Annotated in this window: 20 protein-coding genes and 3 pseudogenes; 7 read left to right on the forward strand and 16 right to left on the reverse strand. The window is 56.9% G+C overall.

Going from position 1 to position 23051, the window contains the following annotated elements; genetic code table 11:
- Window positions 1–380 precede the first annotated feature (380 nt).
- Window positions 381–747: pseudogene (locus JZX87_RS26855) on the forward strand (DDE-type integrase/transposase/recombinase); the annotation flags it as partial.
- Between the two features lie 803 nt (window positions 748–1550).
- On the opposite strand, the pseudogene JZX87_RS26860 reads toward JZX87_RS26855, so the two are convergent.
- Window positions 1551–2432, reverse strand: a pseudogene (locus JZX87_RS26860) (hypothetical protein); the annotation flags it as partial.
- A 252-nt stretch (window positions 2433–2684) separates the two neighbouring features.
- Between JZX87_RS26860 and JZX87_RS26865 the strand changes: the two are divergent.
- On the forward strand, window positions 2685–3866 hold the full coding sequence (locus JZX87_RS26865; RefSeq protein ID WP_206828925.1) for a Fic family protein: 1182 nt from the start codon (window positions 2685–2687) through the stop codon (window positions 3864–3866).
- 261 nt (window positions 3867–4127) lie between these two features.
- On the opposite strand, the gene JZX87_RS26870 is transcribed toward JZX87_RS26865, so the two are convergent.
- Window positions 4128–4526, reverse strand: coding sequence for a nuclear transport factor 2 family protein (locus tag JZX87_RS26870; protein ID WP_206828926.1), 399 nt, complete (start codon window positions 4524–4526; stop codon window positions 4128–4130).
- 135 nt (window positions 4527–4661) lie between these two features.
- A complete protein-coding gene (locus JZX87_RS26875; RefSeq protein WP_206828927.1) occupies window positions 4662–5615 on the reverse strand; it encodes an NmrA/HSCARG family protein in 954 nt (317 codons plus the stop codon).
- A gap of 132 nt (window positions 5616–5747) precedes the next feature.
- Here JZX87_RS26875 and JZX87_RS26880 point away from each other — a divergent pair, with 132 nt between their 5' ends.
- Window positions 5748–6170 (forward strand): winged helix-turn-helix transcriptional regulator, encoded by a 423-nt coding sequence (locus JZX87_RS26880; protein ID WP_206828928.1) that lies wholly within the window; start codon window positions 5748–5750, stop codon window positions 6168–6170.
- A 370-nt stretch (window positions 6171–6540) separates the two neighbouring features.
- Here the strand turns inward: JZX87_RS26880 and JZX87_RS26885 are convergent, their stop codons facing one another.
- Window positions 6541–7467, reverse strand: coding sequence for a LysR family transcriptional regulator (locus JZX87_RS26885; RefSeq protein ID WP_206828929.1), 927 nt, complete (start codon window positions 7465–7467; stop codon window positions 6541–6543).
- Between the two features lie 141 nt (window positions 7468–7608).
- Here JZX87_RS26885 and JZX87_RS26890 point away from each other — a divergent pair, with 141 nt between their 5' ends.
- From JZX87_RS26890 to JZX87_RS26905, 4 genes and pseudogenes are all read left to right on the forward strand, one after another.
- Window positions 7609–8598: an LLM class oxidoreductase gene (locus tag JZX87_RS26890; protein WP_206828930.1), complete on the forward strand. Its 990-nt coding sequence runs from the start codon at window positions 7609–7611 to the stop codon at window positions 8596–8598.
- Between the two features lie 554 nt (window positions 8599–9152).
- Entirely contained in the window at window positions 9153–10139 is a 987-nt protein-coding gene (locus JZX87_RS26895) for a zinc-dependent alcohol dehydrogenase family protein (RefSeq protein WP_206828931.1), read from the forward strand.
- On the forward strand, window positions 10136–10465 hold the full coding sequence (locus JZX87_RS26900) for an antibiotic biosynthesis monooxygenase family protein (RefSeq protein ID WP_206828932.1): 330 nt from the start codon (window positions 10136–10138) through the stop codon (window positions 10463–10465). Before JZX87_RS26895 ends, JZX87_RS26900 begins: the two co-directional genes overlap by 4 nt.
- 137 nt (window positions 10466–10602) lie before the next feature.
- Window positions 10603–11622: pseudogene (locus JZX87_RS26905) on the forward strand (zinc-binding alcohol dehydrogenase family protein).
- A 265-nt stretch (window positions 11623–11887) separates the two neighbouring features.
- Here JZX87_RS26905 and JZX87_RS26910 read toward each other — a convergent pair.
- The 12 genes from JZX87_RS26910 to JZX87_RS26965 all read right to left on the reverse strand — a co-directional run bounded on the left by JZX87_RS26910 (window position 11888) and on the right by JZX87_RS26965 (window position 22829).
- Window positions 11888–13249: a sensor histidine kinase gene (locus JZX87_RS26910; protein WP_206828933.1), complete on the reverse strand. Its 1362-nt coding sequence runs from the start codon at window positions 13247–13249 to the stop codon at window positions 11888–11890.
- Window position 13250: 1 nt separating this feature from the next.
- On the reverse strand, window positions 13251–13925 hold the full coding sequence (locus JZX87_RS26915) for a response regulator transcription factor (protein WP_206828934.1): 675 nt from the start codon (window positions 13923–13925) through the stop codon (window positions 13251–13253).
- Window positions 13926–13929: 4 nt separating this feature from the next.
- The gene (locus tag JZX87_RS26920) at window positions 13930–14544 is read right to left on the reverse strand and encodes a hypothetical protein (protein WP_206828935.1); all 615 of its coding nucleotides are present in this window, start codon (window positions 14542–14544) and stop codon (window positions 13930–13932) included.
- 730 nt (window positions 14545–15274) lie between these two features.
- Entirely contained in the window at window positions 15275–15670 is a 396-nt protein-coding gene (locus tag JZX87_RS26925; RefSeq protein ID WP_206828936.1) for an ester cyclase, read from the reverse strand.
- 297 nt (window positions 15671–15967) lie between these two features.
- Window positions 15968–17098 (reverse strand): pyrroloquinoline quinone biosynthesis protein PqqE, encoded by a 1131-nt coding sequence (pqqE, locus tag JZX87_RS26930; protein ID WP_206828937.1) that lies wholly within the window; start codon window positions 17096–17098, stop codon window positions 15968–15970.
- Entirely contained in the window at window positions 17095–17394 is a 300-nt protein-coding gene (gene pqqD, locus JZX87_RS26935) for a pyrroloquinoline quinone biosynthesis peptide chaperone PqqD (protein ID WP_206828938.1), read from the reverse strand. Before pqqD ends, pqqE begins: the two co-directional genes overlap by 4 nt.
- Entirely contained in the window at window positions 17391–18194 is an 804-nt protein-coding gene (gene pqqC / locus JZX87_RS26940) for a pyrroloquinoline-quinone synthase PqqC (RefSeq protein WP_286195093.1), read from the reverse strand. Before pqqC ends, pqqD begins: the two co-directional genes overlap by 4 nt.
- Window positions 18187–19113: a pyrroloquinoline quinone biosynthesis protein PqqB gene (pqqB, locus tag JZX87_RS26945; RefSeq protein ID WP_210349122.1), complete on the reverse strand. Its 927-nt coding sequence runs from the start codon at window positions 19111–19113 to the stop codon at window positions 18187–18189. The genes pqqC and pqqB overlap by 8 nt, the downstream gene beginning before the upstream one ends.
- A 2-nt stretch (window positions 19114–19115) precedes the next feature.
- Window positions 19116–19211: a pyrroloquinoline quinone precursor peptide PqqA gene (gene pqqA, locus JZX87_RS26950; RefSeq protein ID WP_206828940.1), complete on the reverse strand. Its 96-nt coding sequence runs from the start codon at window positions 19209–19211 to the stop codon at window positions 19116–19118.
- 194 nt (window positions 19212–19405) lie between these two features.
- Window positions 19406–20386: an SMP-30/gluconolactonase/LRE family protein gene (locus JZX87_RS26955; protein ID WP_206828941.1), complete on the reverse strand. Its 981-nt coding sequence runs from the start codon at window positions 20384–20386 to the stop codon at window positions 19406–19408.
- Between the two features lie 29 nt (window positions 20387–20415).
- The gene (locus JZX87_RS26960) at window positions 20416–21159 is read right to left on the reverse strand and encodes a 3-oxoacyl-ACP reductase family protein (protein ID WP_206828942.1); all 744 of its coding nucleotides are present in this window, start codon (window positions 21157–21159) and stop codon (window positions 20416–20418) included.
- 95 nt (window positions 21160–21254) lie between these two features.
- Window positions 21255–22829: a pyrroloquinoline quinone-dependent dehydrogenase gene (locus JZX87_RS26965; RefSeq protein WP_206828943.1), complete on the reverse strand. Its 1575-nt coding sequence runs from the start codon at window positions 22827–22829 to the stop codon at window positions 21255–21257.
- Between the last annotated feature and the right edge of the window lie 222 nt (window positions 22830–23051).

The following is a 23051-nucleotide window of genomic DNA, read 5'->3' on the forward strand; positions in this document are numbered from 1 at the left end:
TCTAAGCAACCCGACCCTACCGGAAATCACCGATGGCTATGAAATCCAGCTACACCACTCCATGGGACACGATCGCAAGAAGACGCCGCGCTTGGTCGGCATCGCGTGTCTGCCGAGCCAGAAGCCGCAAACTGGTCCCATCAAAATCCGACCGCAATGAAATCGCTGAACCCATCGCAAACCTCCTGTTTACGTCATCGATTCAGATTCGTCGGCCTTTGGGAATCCCAAGAGTCAGGATTAGCGACGATTGGTATTAGATGGGTTTCCGGCATCAGCGGTTTGAACGGCGCGGTTGTTGAGCAGTATCACTTCACGAAGATCGCTGCGAATGGCCATAAATTAGTCGATTTGATTCCGGCTCGCCGGTAAGTCTGAAGCTGGTAGGAAAGAAGCCCCTTCAGAAGCGGACCACGACCGACAAGGCGCCGACCTACGGCACCGTGATCGCGCAGTTAAAAGCCGAAGGCAAGTGCCCGAAGGACCTTGTGTACCGGCAGGTCAAACATCTGAACGACGTGGTCGAAGCGGACAATGCGAAATCGAAGCAGCTGATTAATCCAGTCCGCGGGTTCAAGGCCTTTTAAAACGGCCTATGCGACGATCAAGGGTTTTGAAGTGATGCGGGCTATGCGCAAAGGGCAAGCTGCGAATCTGACTGGCGACGTCTGCGGCGAAGCGCGCATCGTTGACCGTGCCTCTCGGATCGGACCAGCGCACCCACCGAGGCTGCGGAAGTACTTGTAAAGAATCTCGAAGCAAAAGCTGCGTGACCGAGGCGGAGGAAGGCCTATTTGCCGCCATCAGAATTCTTGCAACAGGGCCCTCAAGGCTCTGTCCGTAGGATATAAGGAAAAAATAGTCAAAATAGTGCAATTCCAGGCGGAATTCACTGTTGTTTTACATATAGCCTCTCAAAATTGCGTAAACTAATAAATGATGAATTTTGGAGGTGCCAATGGAAAATAGCTCGATTACGATGCGGCCATCGAAAATCATTCCGATCATCGTTACTGGCTGCTTCATCCTGCTATCAATCATCGTGTTTACGTCAAGCCCTATTTTTGGGTCTATATTGTTGGCGTACGGACTTTTGCACCTCCTATTTATGCTTCCGAACGAAGTCGTTGTCTCTAAATCCGATGATCGCTTGATATTCGAATTACCATGCGGCCGAGAAATAATCTTTGCAGAATCAATAGAGTGGATATTTTGCGATGCTCAATTGATAATTTTACGATTGAAAAATCCGCCTGCGAACAGATTGCCCTATGGTTTTATTACCGTGACCCGTCACGAGGTAGTTATACGACACGGATACGTAAAAAGATCGGGAGAAATATTGGAGTTATTTAATAATCTCCCTATTCAATATAAAAAATTCCTAATGACGCGGTTTCTATATCGGATATCTCCGGTTTGGGGACTATAGAGGCTTGAAGCGTGCCGCACTGAATTTCCTGACTCGCTTCCGAGTCCATATCTTTGTTGAGCTTTTTCTAAAAGCCTCTGATGAAAGCTTGCATATCTCTCCTCAGACTTTCAACGCCTTCGATATATCCGGAAATGATCACCCGGCGTACCCAATCGACGATCTCCTGACGCTTGGCAAAGGGCAGGCTGCTGAAATCATCCGGAAGATGCAACGACATTCTGCGCCGCTCAGCCGGATTGATATCACCGAGGTCATGACCATAAAGCGAGCGCGCCTGATGCGGCAGCTTATCTTTGAAATATCCCTCCGGAAGGCGATAGCGTCGCTCGATGCGTCGCAGGATTTCAAAACTTGCGATAGATCTTGGCACGCGCTCGCCTTGGATCCACGATAGCAGCGTCTTGTTGTCGAAAGTCTCATTCAGTTGCACAACGGCGCGGTAGAGTTGCCAGTAGGTGTCGCCGAACCGACGCATATGATAGGCCAATGCATCCTGAAAACTTGCCGGATCTTCTTTCACTTCGAACAGTGGTTCTGGGAAGGAGCTGATTGGCTTCGGTGCAGGCCCGCGCGGTGGTGACGAAGAGCGGGCAAAGGTGCCATCGGCCGTCGCACGTTTAGGCTGTCTGGTCGAGGGGGAGGAGGCTGCCTTTCTGGTGGGCGCAACCTTGTCCGGGCGAACTGTTGGCTTTGGTGTCCGCCTCTCTTCGGTTGCTGGTGCAGCGCCGAGCCATCGGATGATTGCGTCCAAGCCCGGCCGGAGCTGCTTCTTCAATTCAGTGGTCAGCTCAGCTTCTATTCCACAGGCCTGTCCGATCATTGACCAGTCGATGCGACCGTTCACGAGCGGGGGTGATTTTCGGTAGATGATCAAACTGACCAAATAGGGCCGGATATTCTCCAGTACCCGTTTGGATGTGTTCGGCGCTATACGCAGCTCGCAGAATTCGGATATCTTTCGCTGAAAATGGCGTGATGAAATGTCTTGTTTTTGCATGCTTATTCCGTTTCTCTCGGCACCAGTGCTGAGGGCGAGCGGGAATATGAGGCGAGCTTTAAGAAAGGATGTATCGTGCGTGCACTTTCAAACCTGCCTGATCCTCAGGTTGATGCCGTGAAACAAATCACTCGGCATTAAAGCTCGGGAGTTCGGCGCCCGCGTCGTTAATTAAGCTCGCTTATCTAAGCTTATCGCTTAATTAAATTGAAGGCGCCTTGTTTAAATAGCGACTGACGTTGATAATGGGTTATGTCTGATTCCGTATCCAAAAATCGCATGGGTCGTTTCGTCGAAACGATCGCCGCTAGTGAAACAGTCCGGGCGTTCGTGCCCCCACCATTGCCGCCCGAGCCGGTGATCGATGTGCTTTCATTGCTGGAACGTCTCAGCCTGGCCGAGCGCGCGCTAGGACGTCTGGACGGTATCACAATGCTGCTGCCGCGACAGGAGCTATTTCTTTATATGTATGTGAGAAAGGAAGCCGTTCTTTCATCGCAGATTGAAGGCACGCAGTCGACGCTTTCCGACCTCTTGCGGTTTGAGACAGAAGCTCAAGCGGGCCAACCGGTTGACGATATCCGTGAGGTATCCAACTATGTTGACGCCATGATGTATGGTTTGGAACGACTGGAAACGCTTCCCATGTCGTTGCGTCTGATCCGTGAAATGCATGCCAAGCTCCTACACAGTGGGCGAGGAGGCACTAAGGATGCTGGAGAATTCCGCCGCTCGCAAAATTGGATTGGCGGAACGCGGCCCGGTAACGCACTTTTTGTGCCGCCACCCATAACTGAAATGTCCGGTTGCCTGGATGCGTTCGAACGTTTCATGCATGACGACCAGTCGCGCTTGCCGGCACTGATCAAAGCTGGACTGCTGCATGTGCAGTTTGAAACGATCCATCCGTTTCTCGACGGTAATGGTCGTATCGGCCGTCTGCTTGTAACCCTGTATCTGTGCATGAACGGCGTTTTGCGAAAGCCGCTGCTCTACCTCAGCCTCTACCTGAAGTCCCATCGGAGAGAGTATTATCGTTTGCTGCAGGAAGTCCGCGAAAATGGAAACTGGGAAGCCTGGTTGGACTTTTTCCTGACCGGTGTGGCCGACACTGCCAATCAAGCGTTTGAAGCTGCGACGCAAATCGTCGATCTCTTCAAGGAAGATCGGGAACGGATCACGATGGAGAGTGATAGAGCAGGCTCGGCCCTTCGTATTCACGAGTTATTCCAGCAGAATCCTTTTCACACCGCCAACCAGATTGTCCAGATAACAGGTCTGTCCGCACCTACGGTCAACGCTGCACTTGCCGATCTGGAGCGATTGGGCATCGTTGATGAGGTGACTGGCCGCAAGCGCGGCCGCGTGTTCAGCTATCGACGATATCTTGCAATTCTAAGCGAGGGCACCGATCCCCTGCCTCTCAGTTCATAAGAAATAGGTGGGCCAAAGGTTCGACCTTCATCAAGACCGAGGCTTCAGTATTGCCAAAACTGGGCAGAATGGATCGCAAAGTTTCGCAGGGTGGCAGCGAAAAGCTATTCCGGTACTTCTCTTTCAGAATCTAGCATGTGCACCTGCCGCACGCCGCTTCGCTGTAAGTCCCCTTCGATTGTAGGTGAGGAGAGGTTGGCGTTTTATACTTCTGTCTGCCGCTGTAACGCGGCGCTGGCGGCGTCCCAGCAAAACCAAAGATCAACCAAATGTCTCCTGCACATGCAGGAGGTCAGTGTACTCCCTCACAGCGGCGATTTTTCCGTCTCGGATCTTGAAGAGAAAGAAATACTCGTTCTCATAGATTTTGCCCGACTTTGTGGTCGCTTGCGATCGAGCTTCGGCGGCGACACTGTCACCTTCGCCGACCATGTTGATGATCGTCATACCCAGACCATTTGTGTAGGCTGAAAACATGTTGCGGAACATGGCTTCGGCCTCTGCCCTGGTCTTCGTTCCTGCGGACGAGAACAGGTGAGGCTTGCCGTTAACCCACCATGTCGCGTCCTCGCACATGGCATCAATCAGTCCGTCCGCGTTCGACGTTCTGAAATGGTCGCAGAATTCTCTTACGATTTTCTTGTTGTCTTTTACGCTCATTGTTGTTCTTCCACTGTTGAAGGGCTAAGGGGAAATCGAGTGCGGGCTTTGCGTGCCACCAGAGGCCGGACCGCCGTTGTCCGGCGTCTGCACCACAATGAGATTCCCTACGCTTGCTGTAGCCGATGTGAGGGTTCATAGACCGAACTGTGTCTTGTCGCCGCGCCATCCAGTCGACTTCAGGAACTGCTCCCACGAGAGCGTCTCCGGATCCAAGCGACGGCTCCATTCCAGGTCGTGTTCCTTATCGAAATAGCCGTACTCGACGGCAAACTCCACCATGCCGATCAACTCGTCGACAAGCAGCTCATTGGCGGCGAAACCAGGGAAGAACTTCAGAAGCTCTTCGCGCTTGAAAGCGCTGCGGTACTCGGCTTTGACGCCGGTGACGCGCTGGAATGTATCGACCATCTCGCGCGGAGAAAGGATGTCGCCGACGATCGGGAGTGTCTTGCCCTTGAAGGTCTGAGGGTTGGAGAGCATGGAAAGCACTGCCGGGCCGGTCGCAGTGACCGGATCGACGAAGGGTGCACGGAAATCCTCCGGCAGGTAGATCGGCATGAGAAGCGTGTCGCCGTCCATCTGCGGTACATAGTATTCCAGCAGGTTGGTATAGAAGAAGGCCAGCGAGACGAACGAATGCGTTATCGGCAGCGTGCGAATGTAGTCGGCGACAAGGGCCTTGTCGGTGAAGTGCGGGGTGAACTTTTTGCCGCCGGAAATCTTGGCGACATTTTCGAGGGTCGAGAAGACGATGTGACCGACGCCGGCCTCGACCGCTGCATCTGCCAGCTGTTTGCCGAGCACGAACTCGGCATTATCCTGCGGCAGGAGCTGCGGCGTCATAAGATACGCGCCGTCGGCACCCTTGAAGGCCGTCACGAGGTCCTTCTCGTGGCCGAGGCCAAGCGGCGCGACAACGACTTCGGCGCCGAGATCCGCCAAGCTGCGGGCCTCGGCAGAGTCACGATTGCGGGTGAGCGCCCGGACCCGATACTGTTTGCTTTTGAGCAGCGTGGTGGCGACGCTGCGACCCTGTTTGCTGGTGGCGCCAACAACCGAGATCAGCGGCTTTTGTTCGGTAGACATTGGAATTGGTTCCCTACTTTTGATGTGCGGCTGGAAACGCGGCGCACCAGGTAGCGCGCCTTCTTTCCATGCAACCCAAGTAAGGATACGATGACTGTTGGTGAAGTACGTACAAAGAGAGCATGTAGTATCATGAATGATAGTACCCCTTTAAAACGCAAGCGCGGGGCGGCTCACCGGACCGGCTGCGCTGTGGAAGCGACAATCTCTGTCATCGGCGGAGTGTGGAAACCGGTGATCCTCTTCCATCTGCTCGATGGCAAATTGCGCTTTAATGCCATTTGTCGCCTTACACCTGCGGCAACGCCAAGAATGATCACGCTTCAACTCAGGGAATTGGAGGCCGATGGCATCATCAGCCGCATCATTTACCCCGAGGTGCCGCCAAAGGTGGAATATGAGCTCACCGAGTTGGGGCGATCACTGGCTCCGGTACTTGTCAGTATGTGCAAATGGGGGGAGAAACTGCAGGAACTCAGCGGGCTCCCGGTCGATACGGGTGCATGTGAAAGCATGCTGAGGCAGCAGGCAGCTCTTCACGAAAAGACCGCGTAACTGCCGTCTAAAGCGTCCTGGGCTTTGTCCTATGAACACAGGAAGACTTTCCGGTTGAGCGCCTTGCTTGGGACTCAGCGCGAACGATGATGGCGATGCGGATAAATGTTTCGTCCCTGCAGTCCGACGATGGCCTCGATTATGACCATTCTTTTTTTGTGCGGTTCGCCGATAAATTGGCAGAAACGGAGGCTCAAGATCGCAGAAGCCTCGCAAGTGTCCGTGTCTTTGTATTTGACAGGGCCGGCTTTGCAGTGACTGGCTCGTTCCAGGTCGCTGGCAGAAATTGAAGCATAAACATCTGACAGTATACGGAGAACTGCAAATTTGCCTTTTGCTCTCGCTGTGAACTCGTCATTCGATCTCCTGATCATCCCCTTTTGATGAGGATACTCTCGAGCCCTTTGTCCCAGTAGGGTTGCGGCCCAAATCGATTGACAAGCCAGTCGATGAATACTCTCACTTTCGGCGCCAACTCGCGAGAGCTCGGATATAGCGCCCAAAGCGTTTGCGTTGAGACAAGCGGATATTCGGGAAGGACTGGCACGAGGGCGCCAGATCGCAGCTCGTCCGATGCGCACCACGTGGCCATTAGAGCGATACCAAGCCCGGCGGAAGCCGCGTCGCGCACCGCAGTGCCGTCATTGATACGAAGGCTCGGTGTGACACGTCGCTCGATCACCTGTGAATCTTTCCCTCGAAACGTCCAGAGATCCAGCGTGCCGACGACGAGGCAGGTATGTTCCGGCAAGTCGTCGGGCGTGGCTGGTCGCCCGCGTTGATCGAGATAATCGGGTGATGCGACCAGCACCCGATTGTCCGGAGCAAGTCGCCGCGCGACGAAGGATGAGTCGCTGAGCTCGGTATAACGAACCGCCACATCGAAGGCACCCTCGACCAGATCAACGATGCTGTCCGATATGCGCAAATCAAGCGCCAAGTCAGGGTATTGCCGGCAGAAGTCGGGCAGAACCGGCACAATATGCATGCGCGCGAACGAGGCGGGGGCCGCTACTCGCAATGTGCCGCGAGGCGCAGCTTGCTCTCGCCCAAGCGCCGCTCGGGCTGCTTCCGCAGCGAACACAACATGTTCCGCGTGCGGCAGAAAAGCGAGACCGTCCTCAGTCAACGTCGCTTGCCGCGTCGTGCGATGGAGAAGTCTGGCGCTGAGCTGTCGCTCGAGAGCGGCCAATTTGGCACTGGCTCCCGCCGGTGTGAGGCCCAGATCGCGGGCTGCCGCACTTATGCTGTGCAACTGGGAGATACGCACAAAGAGCCTTAAATCGTCGACGTCCATGAGGTGACTTTCAAAGATTATTTGAAACTGATCCTAAGTCGGGGCCGCTACCGAAAGCAATCGCGATAAATCAAATAGGGGCCATCAAGACGGCGCCATGGTTGGTGAGCCCGTCAATGCTAATGTTGAAGGGGTATCGCCATGACCATCACTCGATCACCGGCCGTAAGTGGCGGTCCCACCCCTTTTGGCGGCGGCTATGCGTCCATGTTCGCGCCGGAGCAGTTGACAGTCGGCATCTATTTCCCGATCGAGTCCTTCGACGGACCCGAGCCTGCCATGCGCGACCAGATCGAGCTTGCCCAGCAAGCCGAGCGTCTCGGCTTTGCCGCGCTCTGGGCGCGCGATGTCCCGCTGAACGACCCGACTTTCGGCGATCTGGGCCAGATTTACGATCCTTTTGTCTGGCTTGCGACGATCGCGGCGAGCACGTCCACCATCGCGCTCGCCACGGGCGCAGTCATCCTGCCGCTTCATCACCCGATCGATGTCGCAAAGGCGGCGGCGTCGCTCGATCGCCTATCCGGCGGACGTTTCGTGTTTGGCGTGGCTTCGGGCGACCGTCCGGTCGAGTACCCGGCATACGGCCGGGATGCCGACCTGCGTGGCGAACTCTTCCGAGACGCGTTCGACTATGTCGAAGCGTTGCTGACGAAGCGTTTTCCCGTTCACGCGTCGGCGCATTATGGCCGGCTTACGGGCGGCGGCGACCTCGTGCCCAAACCGTTGTCGCCCCGGCTGCCCACTCTCGTCACCGGCCAGAGCCAGCAGTCGCTGGAGTGGATCGCGCAACGTAGTGATGGCTGGCTCACTTATCCGCGGGACATGGTCCAGCAAGCGCAAGTCGCCAGACTCTGGCGCGAAGCACTTGATCACACCGGGGCAGAATTCAAACCGATCGCGCAATCGCTCTATGTCGATCTGGCCGCAAATCCGGATACGCCGCCCAGCGCAATCCATCTCGGATACCGGGTAGGCCGGCGGAGGCTGGCCGACCTAATGGACGCCCTGCGCTCAAATGGGATCAACCACGTCGCGCTGAACCTCAAGTTCAGCAAGAGACCTGTCGCCGATGTTCTCGATGAGATCGGAACCGAACTCATTCCGCATTTCAGGATCGGTCCGACATGAGGCGCGAAGCCGCTGCCAAGGAGTACAGGTGCGGTCCTGGCATCCTCATGCGCACAGTATCCCGACATCGCATCAGGCAGGCAGCTGCCTCTGCGCGCCAATTCAACACACAAACCGGGCGGCGACCGCGCGGTATCGCGTCAAGAAAGGAAAGCATTATGACCGTTACAACTCGAAAGGCCATTGCCGCTGCCATTCTACTGGCCGGTCTGGCAGTCCAGACGGCAATAGCTACGAAAGCGCGTGCACTCGAACCTATTCCGGGCAGCATCACGTTTCACGGACAGCCGACAACGAGGCTGCTGAAGTCTCCCATTGGAAGCACATTTTCTCATCGCTTTTATGCCGGCGGAGCACATTACGAGGAGACCTATAGAATTGGGCAGGACCGGTCGCTGGAGCTCGTAAGCCGCCAGAGATTGAGCAATCGATAAGAGGGCTCGAAGGTGATGAGCCGACTTTCAGCTCTTCGGGATTAACGGGAAACACCTGTGAATTTCGCGAACGAGCGTCAACAGCCACGAAATGCCGTTAGAAAAAAGTGAGGATTTGCAATGCAAGCGATGACACTCAACTCCTTTGGTGGTCCGGAATCCTTTGAGCTTTCCGACGTGCCAAAACCGGTTCCTCAGGTGGGACAGGTTCTGGTGAGGGTCCATGCCACCTCGATCAACCCCCTGGACTACCAGGTTCGGCGAGGCAACTATCGCGACCTGGTGCCGCTGCCGGCGATTACTGGTCATGACGTTTCTGGTGTAGTCGAAGCCGTCGGGCCGGGCGTGACGGCGTTCTCTCCCGGAGACGAGGTCTGGTACACGCCACAAATATTCGACGGGCCGGGAAGTTATGCCGAATACCACGTCGCAAACGAGAATATCATTGGAAGAAAGCCCAGTGCGCTCAGCCATCTGGAAGCCGCCAGCCTCAGCCTGGTCGGCGGAACAGCCTGGGAAGCCCTTGTCTCACGTGCCGCCCTCAGGGTGGGAGAAAGCATCCTGATCCATGGCGGCGCGGGAGGGGTAGGGCATGTGGCTATCCAGGTCGCGAAAGCCGTCGGTGCCAAGGTTTTCACAACCGTGCGCGAAGAAAATTTCGAGTTTGCGCGAAGTGTCGGAGCGGACGTCGTCATTGATTACAGGAAAGAAGATTATGTCGACGTCATCATGCGGGAAACCGGAGGCCTCGGAGTAGACGTCGTGTTCGACACCCTCGGCGGAGACACATTGTCCCACAGCCCGAAGGTGCTCGCGCAACTTGGCCGCGTCGTCTCGATCGTGGACATTACACAGCCGCAGAACCTCATCGAGGCATGGGGCAAGAACGCGAGCTACCACTTCGTTTTCACGAGGCAGAACCAAGGCAAGCTTGACGAACTGAGCACACTGGTGGAACGCGGTCAGCTACGGCCGCACGTAGGCGCCGTCTATTCGCTCGCCGACCTTCCGCTTGCCCATGCGCTTCTCGAGAAACCCAACAACGGTTTGCGGGGTAAGATCGCAATCGCCGTTGACCCGTCGGCCGACACAAAGGTGCAACCATGATTTATGAGATCGCCGCGCTGCCTGTCTACAAGGACAAGATCGGAGAGTTCAGGCAGGCATTCGAGGGCGTTGTTCCTCTGCTCACGCGCGCACAGGGGTACCGCGGCCATGTTCTGGCTCAGGGGGTCGAAACGCCGGAGGTCTTCAACCTGATCGTGCAATGGCGCTCGCATACGGATCATACCCCCGGCTTCGAAGCGAGCGAAGACCATGAGCGGTTCATGAGCGGCATACAGGTATACTTCTCGGAGGAACCGACGGTCTATCATCTCGAGGGCGGCGCATTTGCCGCAAGCGTTCATGAAAATGGGGATGCCGCCGGCTAACACGAGCAACCTCCGTCATGCCCGCAACGAAGCATGTTCCAGAGAAGCGCAAGGAAGGGGCCAGTCGGCTCCTTCCAGTGCTCGCGCGAACGCAGGAAAACAAACGTGACGTCGAAGACGCCGAAATGGAGATACGCATGAAAGCCATCGGATACAAAATTCCTTCGCCGATTTCCGACCGGGATTCGCTCATCGACATCGAACTGGCAAAGCCGCAACCCGAAGGCCGGGATATCCTCGTCCAGGTGAAAGCGATTTCGGTCAATCCCGTCGACTACAAGGTTCGACGTAGCGCCTCACCAGATGATGGTGCCGAATGGAAAGTCATTGGCTGGGACGCGACAGGAATCGTCGCGGAAGTCGGCGACGGAGTCACCAGTTTCAAAGTGGGAGATGAGGTCTGGTATGCGGGGTCTATTACCCGCCCGGGGGCAAACGCCGAATTCCATCTGGTTGACGAGCGTATCGTCGGCAAGAAGCCGTCCAAGCTCAATTGGGCCGAAGCCGCCGCGCTGCCGCTGACATCGTTGACGGCATGGGAGGCCTTCTTTGATCGTCTGGATGTGAAGAAGCCGGTTCCCGGCGCTGCTCCCGCCGTCCTGATCATCGGCGGAGCCGGCGGCGTGGGGTCGATCGCCATTTAGATCGCCCGGCAGTTCACCGACCTGACCGTTATTGCCACGGCCTCGCGTCCGGAAACGAAGGACTTCGTCAAGTCGCTCGGTGCGCATCATGTCGTTGATCACTCCAAGCCGCTCGCCAGCCAGATAGCGGCACTGGGCATCGGCGCTCCGGCGTTCGTTTTCTCCACGACGCAGACCGCGCAGTATGTCGATGACATTGTCGAACTGATTGCGCCGCAGGGCCGATTCTGCCTCATCGATGATCCATCGGGCTTCGACATTATGGCATTCAAGCGCAAGGCCGTATCGATTCACCATGAGCTCATGTTCACGCGCGCTATCTATGGCACACCGGACATGGACGAGCAGGCACGCATCTTGAACGAGATATCGGCCGCCGTTGACGATGGAGGGATCAGAACAACCGCTACGAACAATTTTGGTCAGATCAATTCGGCAAACCTGAAGAAGGCTCACGAGCAACTCGAAAGCGGGTCAACGATCGGGAAGGTCGTGCTTGAAGGCTTCGCCTGAACAGACGTCAAATCCTGATCAGATATTCCGGCGGGCAGAATAGCTGTCCGCCGGAATATCGGGTGTCTCAAAGACGAAGGCGAGGCATAATGACATTATCCGGATTTCAGATTTCTATGGGCGCGGCTTTGACTGTCATCATCACAGTCGGCTGGATTGTCCATCACTGAGCAGGAGCGGTCATTATTGCTGTGAGGCCTGACGCTCTGCTACCTAGCTCAGCCAGAGAGATCACCCAGGTACCGTCCGTCACGATACGCCGGATCTAGGGTTCTTGACGACGCCTTTCGATACGCAGTGCATTGCGCCACCGAATGACGAAGACGCTTCCCTGACCCGGTGATGACTTGAGCTCTATAAAGCCGCCATGCTTTTCAATAATCTCGTTGACCATGCCCAAGCCGAGACCAGCCCCGGATCCATGCGGATTAACGCGATAAAATGGCTCGAAAATGCGTGAATGAAATTCCTTCGCTATACCGATGCCTTGATCGGAGATGAGGATGGCCCCATCGGCTTCCAGCTTCACCGCGATCTCGCCGCGCCTACCTCCGTATTGAATGGCATTGCGCAGGAGATTGGAGAAGGCGCGCTGCAGCGCCTCGTCATCACCTTCCATGGATACTTTGGAAACGTCGGTGTCGAAAGATATCTCATAACCTTCGGAAATCGCGAATGGCGCGAGGTCGGCGACAACCCTTGACAAGAGATGGACCAATTCGATGTTTTGCGAGATCGGCGGATTCTGCCGATATCGCTCGATATCCAGAAGCTGGTTCGTGATGGCCGTCAGCCGTTTGATGCTCCTTTGGATGTGGAGCTTCTCGTCGCTTCGCGGCAACGTGTCCGCGCGAACCTGAACAATAGCGATGGGTGTGCGCAGTTCGTGCGCTGCGTTGACGAAAAAGCGCTCCGTTTTTTCGAAACCGGCGTCGAGACGATTGAGAGCGAGATTGATTTCCCTGACAACCCGCAATAGCTCGCTTGGCAATCCTCGTTCATCCACAACGCCGCCGCGGGCCTCGAAGTCGATCCTGTTCAAGCGCTCGGTCAGTTGCCTGAGGGAGCGAAGCGACCATTTCGTGACCCACGGGACACCCACAAGGGTGACCACGAGAAGTATCAAGGCGGGGACGCCGATCGTTATCTGTCCCACTACAAAAACAAGTTGGTATAGGGACATGGATACGCCACCGGCGAACACCGTTGCTTCTCCCGCGACGGTTGTTAGCGTGTCAATCGTGGCTTGGCGGTCCGGAGCATCGACATAGCCGCGCAATTCAACACTGCGAAAATTGGTGAGGAACGCCGCGTTTTCGGCGATATCTTTCGGAATCTCGCCGTGCCGCAATATGGAGCCGTTAGCGAGGCGAATCTCAAACCAGGACGTCGGCCATTCATCCATCACTGTCTTGAGTGCCGGTGTCGGATCGATCGCTGCTTCGCCATTGTGGTCAACCGTCACCGACTTCGAGATCTCCTGTGGGTACCAGGCAGAGGGTACCGCCCCTCCAGGAGCGCTCAGGGTCGCGATGTATAAAACCAGCCCGAATGAGGCGATGATGGTGACAAGCTGAAGCGTGATGAAGCCGAGTGTGAAACGCCAGCGCAGAGAGTGGTGAGACATGTCATTTCTGCTCAAGGAGGAAGTATCCGACGCCGCGAATGTTGCGGATAACGATATCCGCACCAGCATCCGCCAGTTTGCGCCGGAGGCGCGACATGTTGGCTTCCAGCGAATTGGATTGGATCTCGTCGTCGAAGGAGTACACGCTTTCCTCCAACGAAGACCGCAGCACCGTTCGTCCGAGATTCTTGAGAAGCGACTCGATGATAAGAAGTTCTCGTCGAGCAAGTTCCTGCCGTATGCCGTCGACATACAGGTCTCGTGTCACCCGATCATAACGGACATTGCCGGTCGTGATGACGTCTGCCTTGGCCTCAGGCGTTCGGCGTGCCACCGCATTAAGGCGGGCGACCAGTTCATCGACCTCGAACGGTTTGGGCAGATAGTCATCTGCGCCCTCGTTTAGCCCGGCAATCCTGTCTTTTGTGGATCCCATGGCGGAGATGATTATGGAGCGGGGTGGATTGGTTGTTTGCCGGATCTCGGCGAGCAAAGTGCTGCCGTCACCGTCGGGAAGTTGGCGATCGATGAGAACAACATCATATCGTTCGATGGCGATCGCTTCTCGCGCCGTGGTGAGATCCGCCACCGCCGCCAAGACGAAGTCATGCCTTGAAAGCGCTGTCCGAAGCGCTTCGGCCATTTCGGGATCGTCTTCGACCAGCAGGATTTTCATGTCACTAAATGAAGTATCTTACGAGATAGATGATTTCAAAGGCTTCGTAGACCGCGCCCAAGAGAAGCAGCGGGACGACAAGGGCGTAAAGCGATAGAACATGCGCGGCTGCCGTCTTGTATCTTCGGCCGACAGGCCGCTTTTCGCCCGCCAAAGGCAAAAAAGTGATGCGCCCGGTTAAATAGGCGCCGAAGGCCGCGACAATATAGGCCTGGAATTCGATCAGCGCCGTGATGGAGTGAGGGATCATTGCCGCCGCGTAAGGACCAATCGGAGCCAGCGTAACACCATAAGCCGCCGCAAATACCATCGCGAACACGGTGCCGAAAAAAGGCACAACAAACGATGGAATCGTAATGAGCAGCACTGCGATCCCCAGATTGACGGCCAATGTTGCTGATGCTGCATAGAGGACGTTTCCGCTAAGATAGACCTGTGCGGCAAGGTCGGTGCGTACGATGCCCGATATCGCATCCAAAACGGCTGGCTGGATTTCCGGATTCAGCAGCGTCACCGTCATTGTCATTGCAAACAGGCCAAAAAATGCTGCATTGACGACAATGAACTCAGTTCTGTGGCGCCGGATGAGACGTAGCGCATGGCGCAATGGATTGGACATGAGCCGTGAGTCTCCAAATTTGGGGCTGTGATCGGATGCTGACTAAGGGAATGGGCATCATCGGTAGGAGGCTGGCGCATATACGTCTCAAGGCCGGCTCTCATCAGCAGGCCGCTGGTCAATTAAGTCGAACTTGATCAGCTCAACCTCCCACCGAACCTGAACCTAGTCCCGCTGCCTCTCTCTTCTCATTCGCTCGTGCTGCCGGCGTGCATCTTCCGCCATGATCTGACTTAGCCTTGCCGATTCAAGGGTCCGCAATTGTGCGTCGTCACGACGCTGCTGCTGCTGAAGCATACATCCTGTATGAGATGATGATCCGTATCGCGTGCCCATTCCAGAGCAGGTGTCGAGATCGGCGTAGCGTTCCTGTTCAGGGGTCTGGCAACCGGTCAGGATGAGGAGGCCTGCGAACATCGTTCCGGCACACAGGCGTCGCATGAAGACGTAATCTGGTGAGGCTTTGCTCATTTCATGTACCTTCTTTTTAGGTAGGTCATTCGACTGCGAGAGCGAAGCGCTATCCCGCCGGAAGCTTATGGGATTTCATAATTACGCAGAAATTACATGATCGATGCCGTCTGGCGTTTTACCGCATCAGCCAAACCCCCTTGATTTCTACTCCGTTTAACGGAGCGAACTGTCGTGTTTGACCGGGACAACCGATGAATAGAAATCTTGCTGATTAATGCGGTCACGGTTTCAGAGGCGGGAACTGATCAATAATCGCTCACTGAGGGGCAAGCTGATTTTGCACTGAAAACTTATCAAGCAGAAAGTTCTGTTCGTAAAACCGACCATCGCGGATCTTATGAAATACATGCTCGGCAAATTCGACGCTGGAGCCGTTTGGCATAGAGCCAAACCATTCCCTCACTGGGGTCCCCTTGTTGATTAAGTGAGCCGCGACCTGGTCACCTTCGACGGCAATGTTTTCAACGCGCCATACTAAATCGGGGACTGCGGCCACATGCCCTTCGAGTTCAAGGATCATCTGGCTCAAGGTCACTCTATGTCCATTAACGAGAAGCTCGTCATGAATAAATTCGACGAGCTGATCAAACTTGTGAGTGTTCAAAACGGCGATATAGCGGGTGAAAAATTCTCGTAAGTTCATTACAGACATCTTATTCTCCACGAGATCAAAGATACGCACCGCAAGTCGAGATCGCTCCTGTAAAGCTGGCAAAGAGTGATTTCGAAGGGGTAAGCCACAACACTAGATAAGCAGTTCAGTCGTTTGAAGCCTTCGACTTTGATTAACTGTGTCGCGCAAAGAGGAACGAACAAACCTGCCGCCATGTGATTTTTGGACGCTCTGGCCTTATAATGACTTCAATTTCTAGAGTGCTCGCTGTTTTACGCCGAAAAATGACTGAAGAAAGCTTCAAGGGAGGTTATGACTTTCTTATTCATATTCCGGTCATCGACCGCGATAGACGAAGTCCGGGGGCTCGGCGCGGCTGTCGATGTCGGCCTGTTCCACCAACGCCTGCCGCTTGAACGATCGAATGCAGACCGGATCGGTGGCAGCCGGATCGCCAGCCAGCGCCATCGCCTGACAGCGGCAACCGCCCATGTCGATCGCCTTGCGATCACAGCTGCGGCAGAGATCCGACATCCAGCTGTCGCCGCGATAGGCGTTAAACGCGTCGCTATCGTACCAGATGTCGGCAAGCGGCAGGTCGCGCACAGTCTCGAATGCCAGCGACGGAATGCTTTCGGCCGCATGGCAAGGCAGAACCTTGCCGGACGGCGTGACATTGAGGCCCGTGCGGCCCCAGCCGCCCATGCAGGCCTTGGGATAGGTCGAATGATGATCGGCCGGCACGTAGTCGATGACGATGATGCCTTCCAGCCGTTTGCGGGCTTCATCAACCAGGGCGTTCGTGCTGAGCACCTGCTCTTTCGTCGGCATCAATGCCTGGCGGTTCTTTTCCGCCCAGCCATGGAACTGCACGGTGGCGATCTCGATGCGGCGGGCGCCAAGCCTGACGGCAAGATCCAGCATGTCGCCGATCTGGTCCGTGTTCTGCTTGTGGCAGACGGCATTGACGGTGAGCGGAATGCCGGCCGCATGTGTCCATTCCGCAACCGCGATCTTGCGGTCATAACCGCCCTTGTAGCCACCAACCTTGTCGGCCAAATCCGGTGTCGCGCCCTGGATCGAAAGCTGCAGATGATCGAGCCCGGCCTCAGACAGTTCCGCGATCCGCTTTTCCGTCAGCCCGATCCCGGATGTGATCAGGTTGGTGTAAAGCCCTGCCTTGGCCGCAGCAGCGGTCAGTTCCACCAGGTCGCGCCGGGCAGCCGGTTCGCCGCCCGAAAGATGCAGGTGCAGCACACCGAGGGCCGCCGCCTGGCGAAAGACGGAGATCCATTCATTGGTGGAAAGCTCGGCCTTGACGCCGTCCAGCTCCAGCGGGTTGGAGCAATAGGGACAGGCGAGCGGACAGCGATGCGTCAGTTCGGCGAGCATGGCGATCGGCGCGGGGATATGAACACGTTCACCGTTCCATTCGCTTGTCCGCGCAAGGTTGACGTGCTCATTCACGACTTCAGCTCCAGCATCCTGCGTTTTGAAAATTCCTCGATGAAAGCGATCACATCGACCAGGATCTGTTGCTTCGGCGCTTCGAATTTGACCGAAAACTCCTCGGAAATGGCGCCAAGGTTGCGTTCGCCATCCAGCGCGTTGACGATCATCACGGCAATCTCGTCGAGCGCCAGCGCCCGTTCCGGCGCCAGAAGCACGGTCTGGCCGCGCACCGGATCTTCCCGCAGACGCACGCCGCGGGCGAGCTTGGCCACCGTCTGCGCCGTAACCGTTACCGCAGAAGGCTCGCTCATTCGGCCGCTCCCTTGATGTCATGCCCGGCGTCCTGCTTACGCGCCGGCTGGTCGAGATCACCGATCACGCCTTCCTTTCCGTCCCAGCCGCCCAAAGGCAGAAGGGCAGGAGAGACGTAAGCGTGATGCAAAGCGTCGAGCTGCGCCCAAAGCACGTCGGTCTTGAAGGTCAGGGCGGCGGCCGCCGCATCCTGCTTTTCCTTCGTATTGGCATGGTCGAGCACGTAATTGAGGCCGAAGGCGACATCCACCGGCGCCTCGTCGAGGCGCTTGCGAAAATAGGAAAGGGCTTCGTCGTTGGCGAAGGCGTAATGTTCGATCAGCCCGGCAATACGGTTTTTATGAATGGCGGGAGCGAAGAGTTCGGTCAGCGAGGCAGCCACTGCATCGAGCATCGGCATGTCGCGCACGAAACGAACATAGGCATCGCAGGCAAAGCGGGTTCCCGGCAGCACGCCCCGGTTGGAAGAAACATAATCCGGATCGAGACCAACCGCTTCGGCCAGTTTCAGCCAGCGGCGAATGCCTCCACCTTCTTCTTGTCCGCCATCATGATCCTCGATGCGCTTGCGCCACGCACGGCGGATCGAGACATCCTCGCAACGGGACATGAAGGCAGCATCCTTGAGCGGGATGCGGCTCTGGTAATAAAAGCGGTTGATCACCCAGGCGCGAACCTGCGTGATCGTGCACTCGCCGCCATGCAGCATGCCATGAAAGGGATGTTTGTCGTGATAACGCGCATCACCGATGGCACGCAGCCGGGCTTCGAAATCCGCTCTGTTTTGTGCGTTAGGCAAGGTCGATCTCCATTCCGTCGTGACCGACCTCGAAACCGGCGGCGGTAACGGCGTTTCGCTCAGGGCCGTCGCGCCAGATCGGGTTGGTATTGTTGATGTGCACATAGATCATGCGGCCCAAGTCCAGCCGGGACAGCACGTCGAGGCTGCCGGCGCCATCTGCGGTTATCGGCATATGTCCCATGCGCTGCCCGGTCTTGATTCCGGTGCCGACACGGATCATCTCGTCGTCGGTAAACACGGTGCCATCGAAGAAGACGAGGTCGGCCCCGCGGATGCGCTCACACAGCCAGTGCGGCAGCGTTGCGCAGCCGGGAATATAATAGGCGCGCCTGCCGCCGGCTATCAATTCGACACCGATTGTCTGCTCGCCTTCAAGACCGAGTTCCGGCTCCCCATCCTCCAGAAACAGCGCGACCTTGCCCGGTACGGCAAATATCCGCGCCGCAAGCCCGTCGAGCGGGAAAAACTCTTCCTCCAGCCTTATGGCCTTGCGGCTGACGAAAGCCGGGTCGAGAACCCGAAAAACCGGATTGGCGTCGATCACCGCACCGATTGCCGGGGTGGAGAACAGATCGAAGGGCTGTTTTTCGCGTAGCGTCAGCAGCCCACCGATATGATCCACATCCGCATTGGTGATGACGACGCTTTTGATCGGGCTGTGGCGAAGTGTTTTGGGATGAAGCTGCGGCGTCTGCTGGATCTGCTGGCGGATGTCGGGAGAGGCGTTGAAGATTGCCCATGTCTCGCCGTTGAGACTGACGGCAAGCGACGACTGCGTCTGCGGAAGAATTCCGGAAGAAGGATCGCGGGCGGCGGCGCAAGTAGAACAATTGCAGTTCCATTGCGGCAGACCGCCGCCCGCGGCAGAGCCGAGCACGAGAAACCGGAGACCGGTTATAAGCCCCGTGCCCTTCACGATTAGAACAGAACCGGCTCGTCGCCGTCTGCCGGTGCGTAGCGGTTGATTTCCATTCCGCAGCTTACTTCAACAAACTTTGGTGCAGTCCATTTCATATCGGAACTCCTATCGTTTTTGTTTCGCGACCAAGGCCGCAGGGCGAAAGTAGTCGAGCAGGCCACTTTGTGAACCGGCCCTCACGAACACGTTAAACGCTTTGCAGCAAACGTGGTGTTGCAGCGCATCTGCACGGCTTGCTGGAGGCATGTCGTTCAGCGCTGCGCTTGGCGCATCTAGCGCCAAGATCGTATCAGTCCCCAGCCACGGGAACTGCGTAAGCCTTGAATGGCGCCGGATCGAGCTTGGATTGACCGCGCATCGAAAGCTTGGATTCCAGAGCCCAGATAGTGCCGCCGACGATGGTGACGCCAGCCGGGCCGATCAAGCCCGATCGCAGCGTTTCCACCTCGACCGTGTCGCCCTTTACGGTAAGAAGATCGATGGTGCCTCCGCCTTCCGCCATGACAAACTGCGTGTCGTTTAGTCGACGCAGCCCATCCGGCTGCATCAGTGGGCGTGATGTAGTAAGCGTGACCGGTGCACCAGCGGAGCCGTCTTCCTTCAATTCGATGCGGAAGAGCTTTCCCGTGGTGAAGCTGTTCACGAACAGCTGCCGCTCCTGAAAGTCGAGGCCGTCAGCGCCATCGAGTTCCGCGGATCTGGACCATTCCGCCAAAGTCTCGCCGCCGTTCGGAAGGCGCAGGATGCGTCCCCCGGTGGTGTCGGCGACATAGGCCGCCTTATCGGGGCCAATAGCGATGTCGTTGCAAAGGCCCTTGTCGCCCGGAAGCGGATGTTTGCTACGGAAGGCGCCGGTATCGAGATTGTATTGGTAAAGTGCTGGGACTGAAGGCGGCGCGCCAGCGGCGGGCGGGTCCATGCGCGAAGAGCAGACCCATAAAGTGTTTGATGTGTCGTCGGCGAGGACTCCGAAGGTGTCGAGTAGGCCGTTGTCGCCAGGGGCAATCCACTGGGTGGCGATGGCCGCGCCTGGTGACGCCCTGAAGATGCCGCCCGAGCCTACTGAACCGGTGATAAGGGTTCCGTCTTGCGTCGATGTAATATTTTCAGGGAAGGTGTCCGGCCCTTCGATGATAATTTCGGTGGGGGATGCAGCTGCGTTACCCGCGCAAGCTATGGCAACTGCGGTCAGGATGGCCCGTGACAGGGTGATCGCAGGTTTCCGATGCGGTGAGATCGACATGCCTCTTACAATGCGAAGGTGGCCCATAGTCATTTCCTCCAAAGCAATAAAAGGTGCTAGGCGCTGATCCCGCCGTCTACGTTGAGCACCGTTCCGGTGATGAATTTCGCCGCGGGACTGACGAGAAACGCTACCGCCGACGCGATATCACCGGGCTCGCCGTAATGTCCGAGCGCGGTGAGGGCCCGTAGTCCATCCGCGTGATCCCCGTTTGCCGGGTTCAGATCAGTGTCGGTCGGCCCCGGCTGAACAAGGTTCACCGTTATGGCCCGTGAACCGAGGTCACGCGCGAGGCCCCTGCTGAAGGCCGAGAGTGCGGATTTGGTGGTCGAGTAAAGCGTTACTCCGGGAAACGGCACGCGCTCCGCAAGAAAGGATCCGATCATGACGATGCGCCCGCCTTCACCGAGATGCTGCATGGCGGCGCCCGAGGCCACCACGGCCGAACGGACATTCACATTGAACATGGCATCAAGGTCTGCAAGGCTTCCGTCGTCGCCGACGCTGGCGTATCGAGCAATGCCGGCATTGTTGACAAGAATGTCGAGCCCGCCGAGGCCGGCGACCGTTTCCTCAACTGCGCGCTTGACCGCTTCGGGATCAGCGCTGTCGGCTCGAATGGCTAGGGATTTTCGCCCTTTTCGCTCGATCTCGCTCACCACGTGGCCGGCTTTGTCGGCGGAGCTTTCGTAGGTAATGGCAACGTCAGCGCCCTTCTTGGCCAGCATGACCGCGATCGCTGCGCCGATGCCTCGCGACGCGCCTGTCACCAGCGCGCGTTTTCCAGCAAGTTCACTCATGAATCACCTGTTCGGTTGGCTCGTGGAAAGGAGCGGTCTCGGCAAAATAGGGGCGTACCAAGCTGCGAGACCGCCGGTTCGTCGAACGTTTCGCGTTACGGGAGGCCGTAGACGACGATGCTGCTGCGCGTCACGTCGATCGGCCAGACCCCGCCGCCATTGCCGACAGCCGCCGCAACGAACTGCTTTTCGCCTGCCTTGTAGGTTATAAGCCCGCCGCCGAGAGGCTGGCCCAGATTGTCGTTCCACAACCGCTTACCGCTTGCCGCGTCGAGTGCGAACAGGTTGCCGGCGAGGTCCGCTGCGAAGACCAGTCCGGTTGCCGTTGGGGTAATACCGGCGAGGACGGGTTTTGGAGTCTCCAGCTTCCAGCGTATATCGCCCGTGTCGGCATCGAAAGCGGTGAGCCAGCCACGTGCTGTCGACCAGTCTGCGAGAACCTTGTTGAGAGGCTCGAGAACCCCGAGCCAAATATCGCCTGTAGGCGGAACAGGAGCGTCACGGGACTGGAGCGTCACTGTTGAGCACCAATCGACAGCACCGACGAATAGGGTGTTTTCAGCGGGGTGGTAGGCAGCGCCGTTCCACTCAGTCCCGCCGAATAACCCTGGACAAAATTTGGTGGGGCGCTCGCGCGAAAGCGGCACATCGCCGTTTTCGCGCGTAGTCGTGGGCTGGGCATACACGAAAGGAAGACCGGCGCTGAGATTCGTTCTGTCAAGAACCGTGAGCAGTCCATCCTTGTTAGCAGAAGCCGCGATTTTGCGCCCGCGGGCAGTCGTAACAAGCGCTGGAGCAGCACTAACGCCCCAATCGTGGAAGTCGCGTTTTACGACCTGGTTGTGGGTGATCCGCTTGCCTGTTTCACCATCGATGGCGATGATCGAGTTGACATAAAGGTTGTCGCCTTCGCGAAGTTCGGCATCGAAATCTGGCGCGGGATTGCCGGTGGGTGCATAAACGACGCCCGTCTCCTCATCGTAACTGAGAGAGACCCACACACCACCGCCCGAAAGCGGGTTGCCCTCAGGCATTTTCCAAGTAGCCCGGATCTCGGGCGTGTCAGGGATCACCTCGAAGCGCCAAAGCAGCTTGCCTGTCTGCGCGTCATACGCATAGACGTGCCCCCTGACATTGGCGCGGTCACCGCCGGCATTGCCGACGAAAACCTTGCCGTCGGCAGCGATCGGCGCCATAGGTATGGTGACGCCCGGGCCAGCGTCCGGGATCCGGGAATCCCACACCGTCCGGCCATCCTCTGCAGAGAGTGCAAGCACATGCCCCTCCATGGTGCCCCGATACAGCTTGCCATCGAGATAGGCAAACCCACGGTTTGCCGAGATGACGCCCTCGCCCTTTGGTACGGAATGGGTGACGCGCCAGCGCTCCTCGCAGGTCGCCGCGTCGACCGCGAAAGACCCACTGGGTGAAGTAAAGTAAAGGACACCCTCGATCACCAGAGGACCGGTCTGGAACGATGTTGGTTCCGGAAGGGCATATTCACATTTGCGCGTCAGGTTAGCAACATTGTCCTGACTGATCTCCTCAAGCGGCGAATATCGGTCGCCTGCCAGCGATCTGTTGTAAGATGGCCAATTGTTTTCGTTCACCGGTTTCGGGTCAGCATGAGCAACCGATCCCGAAAACACCACGAGCGCTGACAGGGACAAGAGGAGTTGTCTGCTCCCTACCGGTCTCTTCTCAGCTGCTTGTTCCTCTGACTTTAAAGCGGTCGTAGATGTCTCGCAAAATACGCCTGCCGACCGCAAATTGATAAGATCAATGTCAGTGTCTGCGACGGAAGCCTCGCGATGGGCTTCGGCTTTGGTGGTTGAATTGTTGACCACATCATTCCTCCTTGGTGATGACTAACCGTAGCGTTGACGAAGGTT

It is taken from the genome of Agrobacterium sp. Ap1 (assembly GCF_017313375.1).
Classification (GTDB): domain Bacteria; phylum Pseudomonadota; class Alphaproteobacteria; order Rhizobiales; family Rhizobiaceae; genus Neorhizobium; species Neorhizobium cellulosilyticum.

Bases quoted from the DNA above. Each gene is read 5' to 3' on its own strand.
- JZX87_RS26865 (WP_206828925.1), top strand. From the start codon at position 2,685: ATGTCTGATTCCGTATCCAAAAATCGCATGGGTCGTTTCGTCGAAACG.
- JZX87_RS26870 (WP_206828926.1), bottom strand. From the start codon at position 4,526: ATGAGCGTAAAAGACAACAAGAAAATCGTAAGAGAATTCTGCGACCAT.
- JZX87_RS26875 (WP_206828927.1), bottom strand. From the start codon at position 5,615: ATGTCTACCGAACAAAAGCCGCTGATCTCGGTTGTTGGCGCCACCAGC.
- JZX87_RS26880 (WP_206828928.1), top strand. From the start codon at position 5,748: ATGAATGATAGTACCCCTTTAAAACGCAAGCGCGGGGCGGCTCACCGG.
- JZX87_RS26885 (WP_206828929.1), bottom strand. From the start codon at position 7,467: ATGGACGTCGACGATTTAAGGCTCTTTGTGCGTATCTCCCAGTTGCAC.
- JZX87_RS26890 (WP_206828930.1), top strand. From the start codon at position 7,609: ATGACCATCACTCGATCACCGGCCGTAAGTGGCGGTCCCACCCCTTTT.
- JZX87_RS26895 (WP_206828931.1), top strand. From the start codon at position 9,153: ATGCAAGCGATGACACTCAACTCCTTTGGTGGTCCGGAATCCTTTGAG.
- JZX87_RS26900 (WP_206828932.1), top strand. From the start codon at position 10,136: ATGATTTATGAGATCGCCGCGCTGCCTGTCTACAAGGACAAGATCGGA.
- JZX87_RS26910 (WP_206828933.1), bottom strand. From the start codon at position 13,249: ATGTCTCACCACTCTCTGCGCTGGCGTTTCACACTCGGCTTCATCACG.
- JZX87_RS26915 (WP_206828934.1), bottom strand. From the start codon at position 13,925: ATGAAAATCCTGCTGGTCGAAGACGATCCCGAAATGGCCGAAGCGCTT.
- JZX87_RS26920 (WP_206828935.1), bottom strand. From the start codon at position 14,544: ATGTCCAATCCATTGCGCCATGCGCTACGTCTCATCCGGCGCCACAGA.
- JZX87_RS26925 (WP_206828936.1), bottom strand. From the start codon at position 15,670: ATGTCTGTAATGAACTTACGAGAATTTTTCACCCGCTATATCGCCGTT.
- pqqD (WP_206828938.1), bottom strand. From the start codon at position 17,394: ATGAGCGAGCCTTCTGCGGTAACGGTTACGGCGCAGACGGTGGCCAAG.
- pqqA (WP_206828940.1), bottom strand. From the start codon at position 19,211: ATGAAATGGACTGCACCAAAGTTTGTTGAAGTAAGCTGCGGAATGGAA.
- JZX87_RS26955 (WP_206828941.1), bottom strand. From the start codon at position 20,386: ATGGGCCACCTTCGCATTGTAAGAGGCATGTCGATCTCACCGCATCGG.
- JZX87_RS26960 (WP_206828942.1), bottom strand. From the start codon at position 21,159: ATGAGTGAACTTGCTGGAAAACGCGCGCTGGTGACAGGCGCGTCGCGA.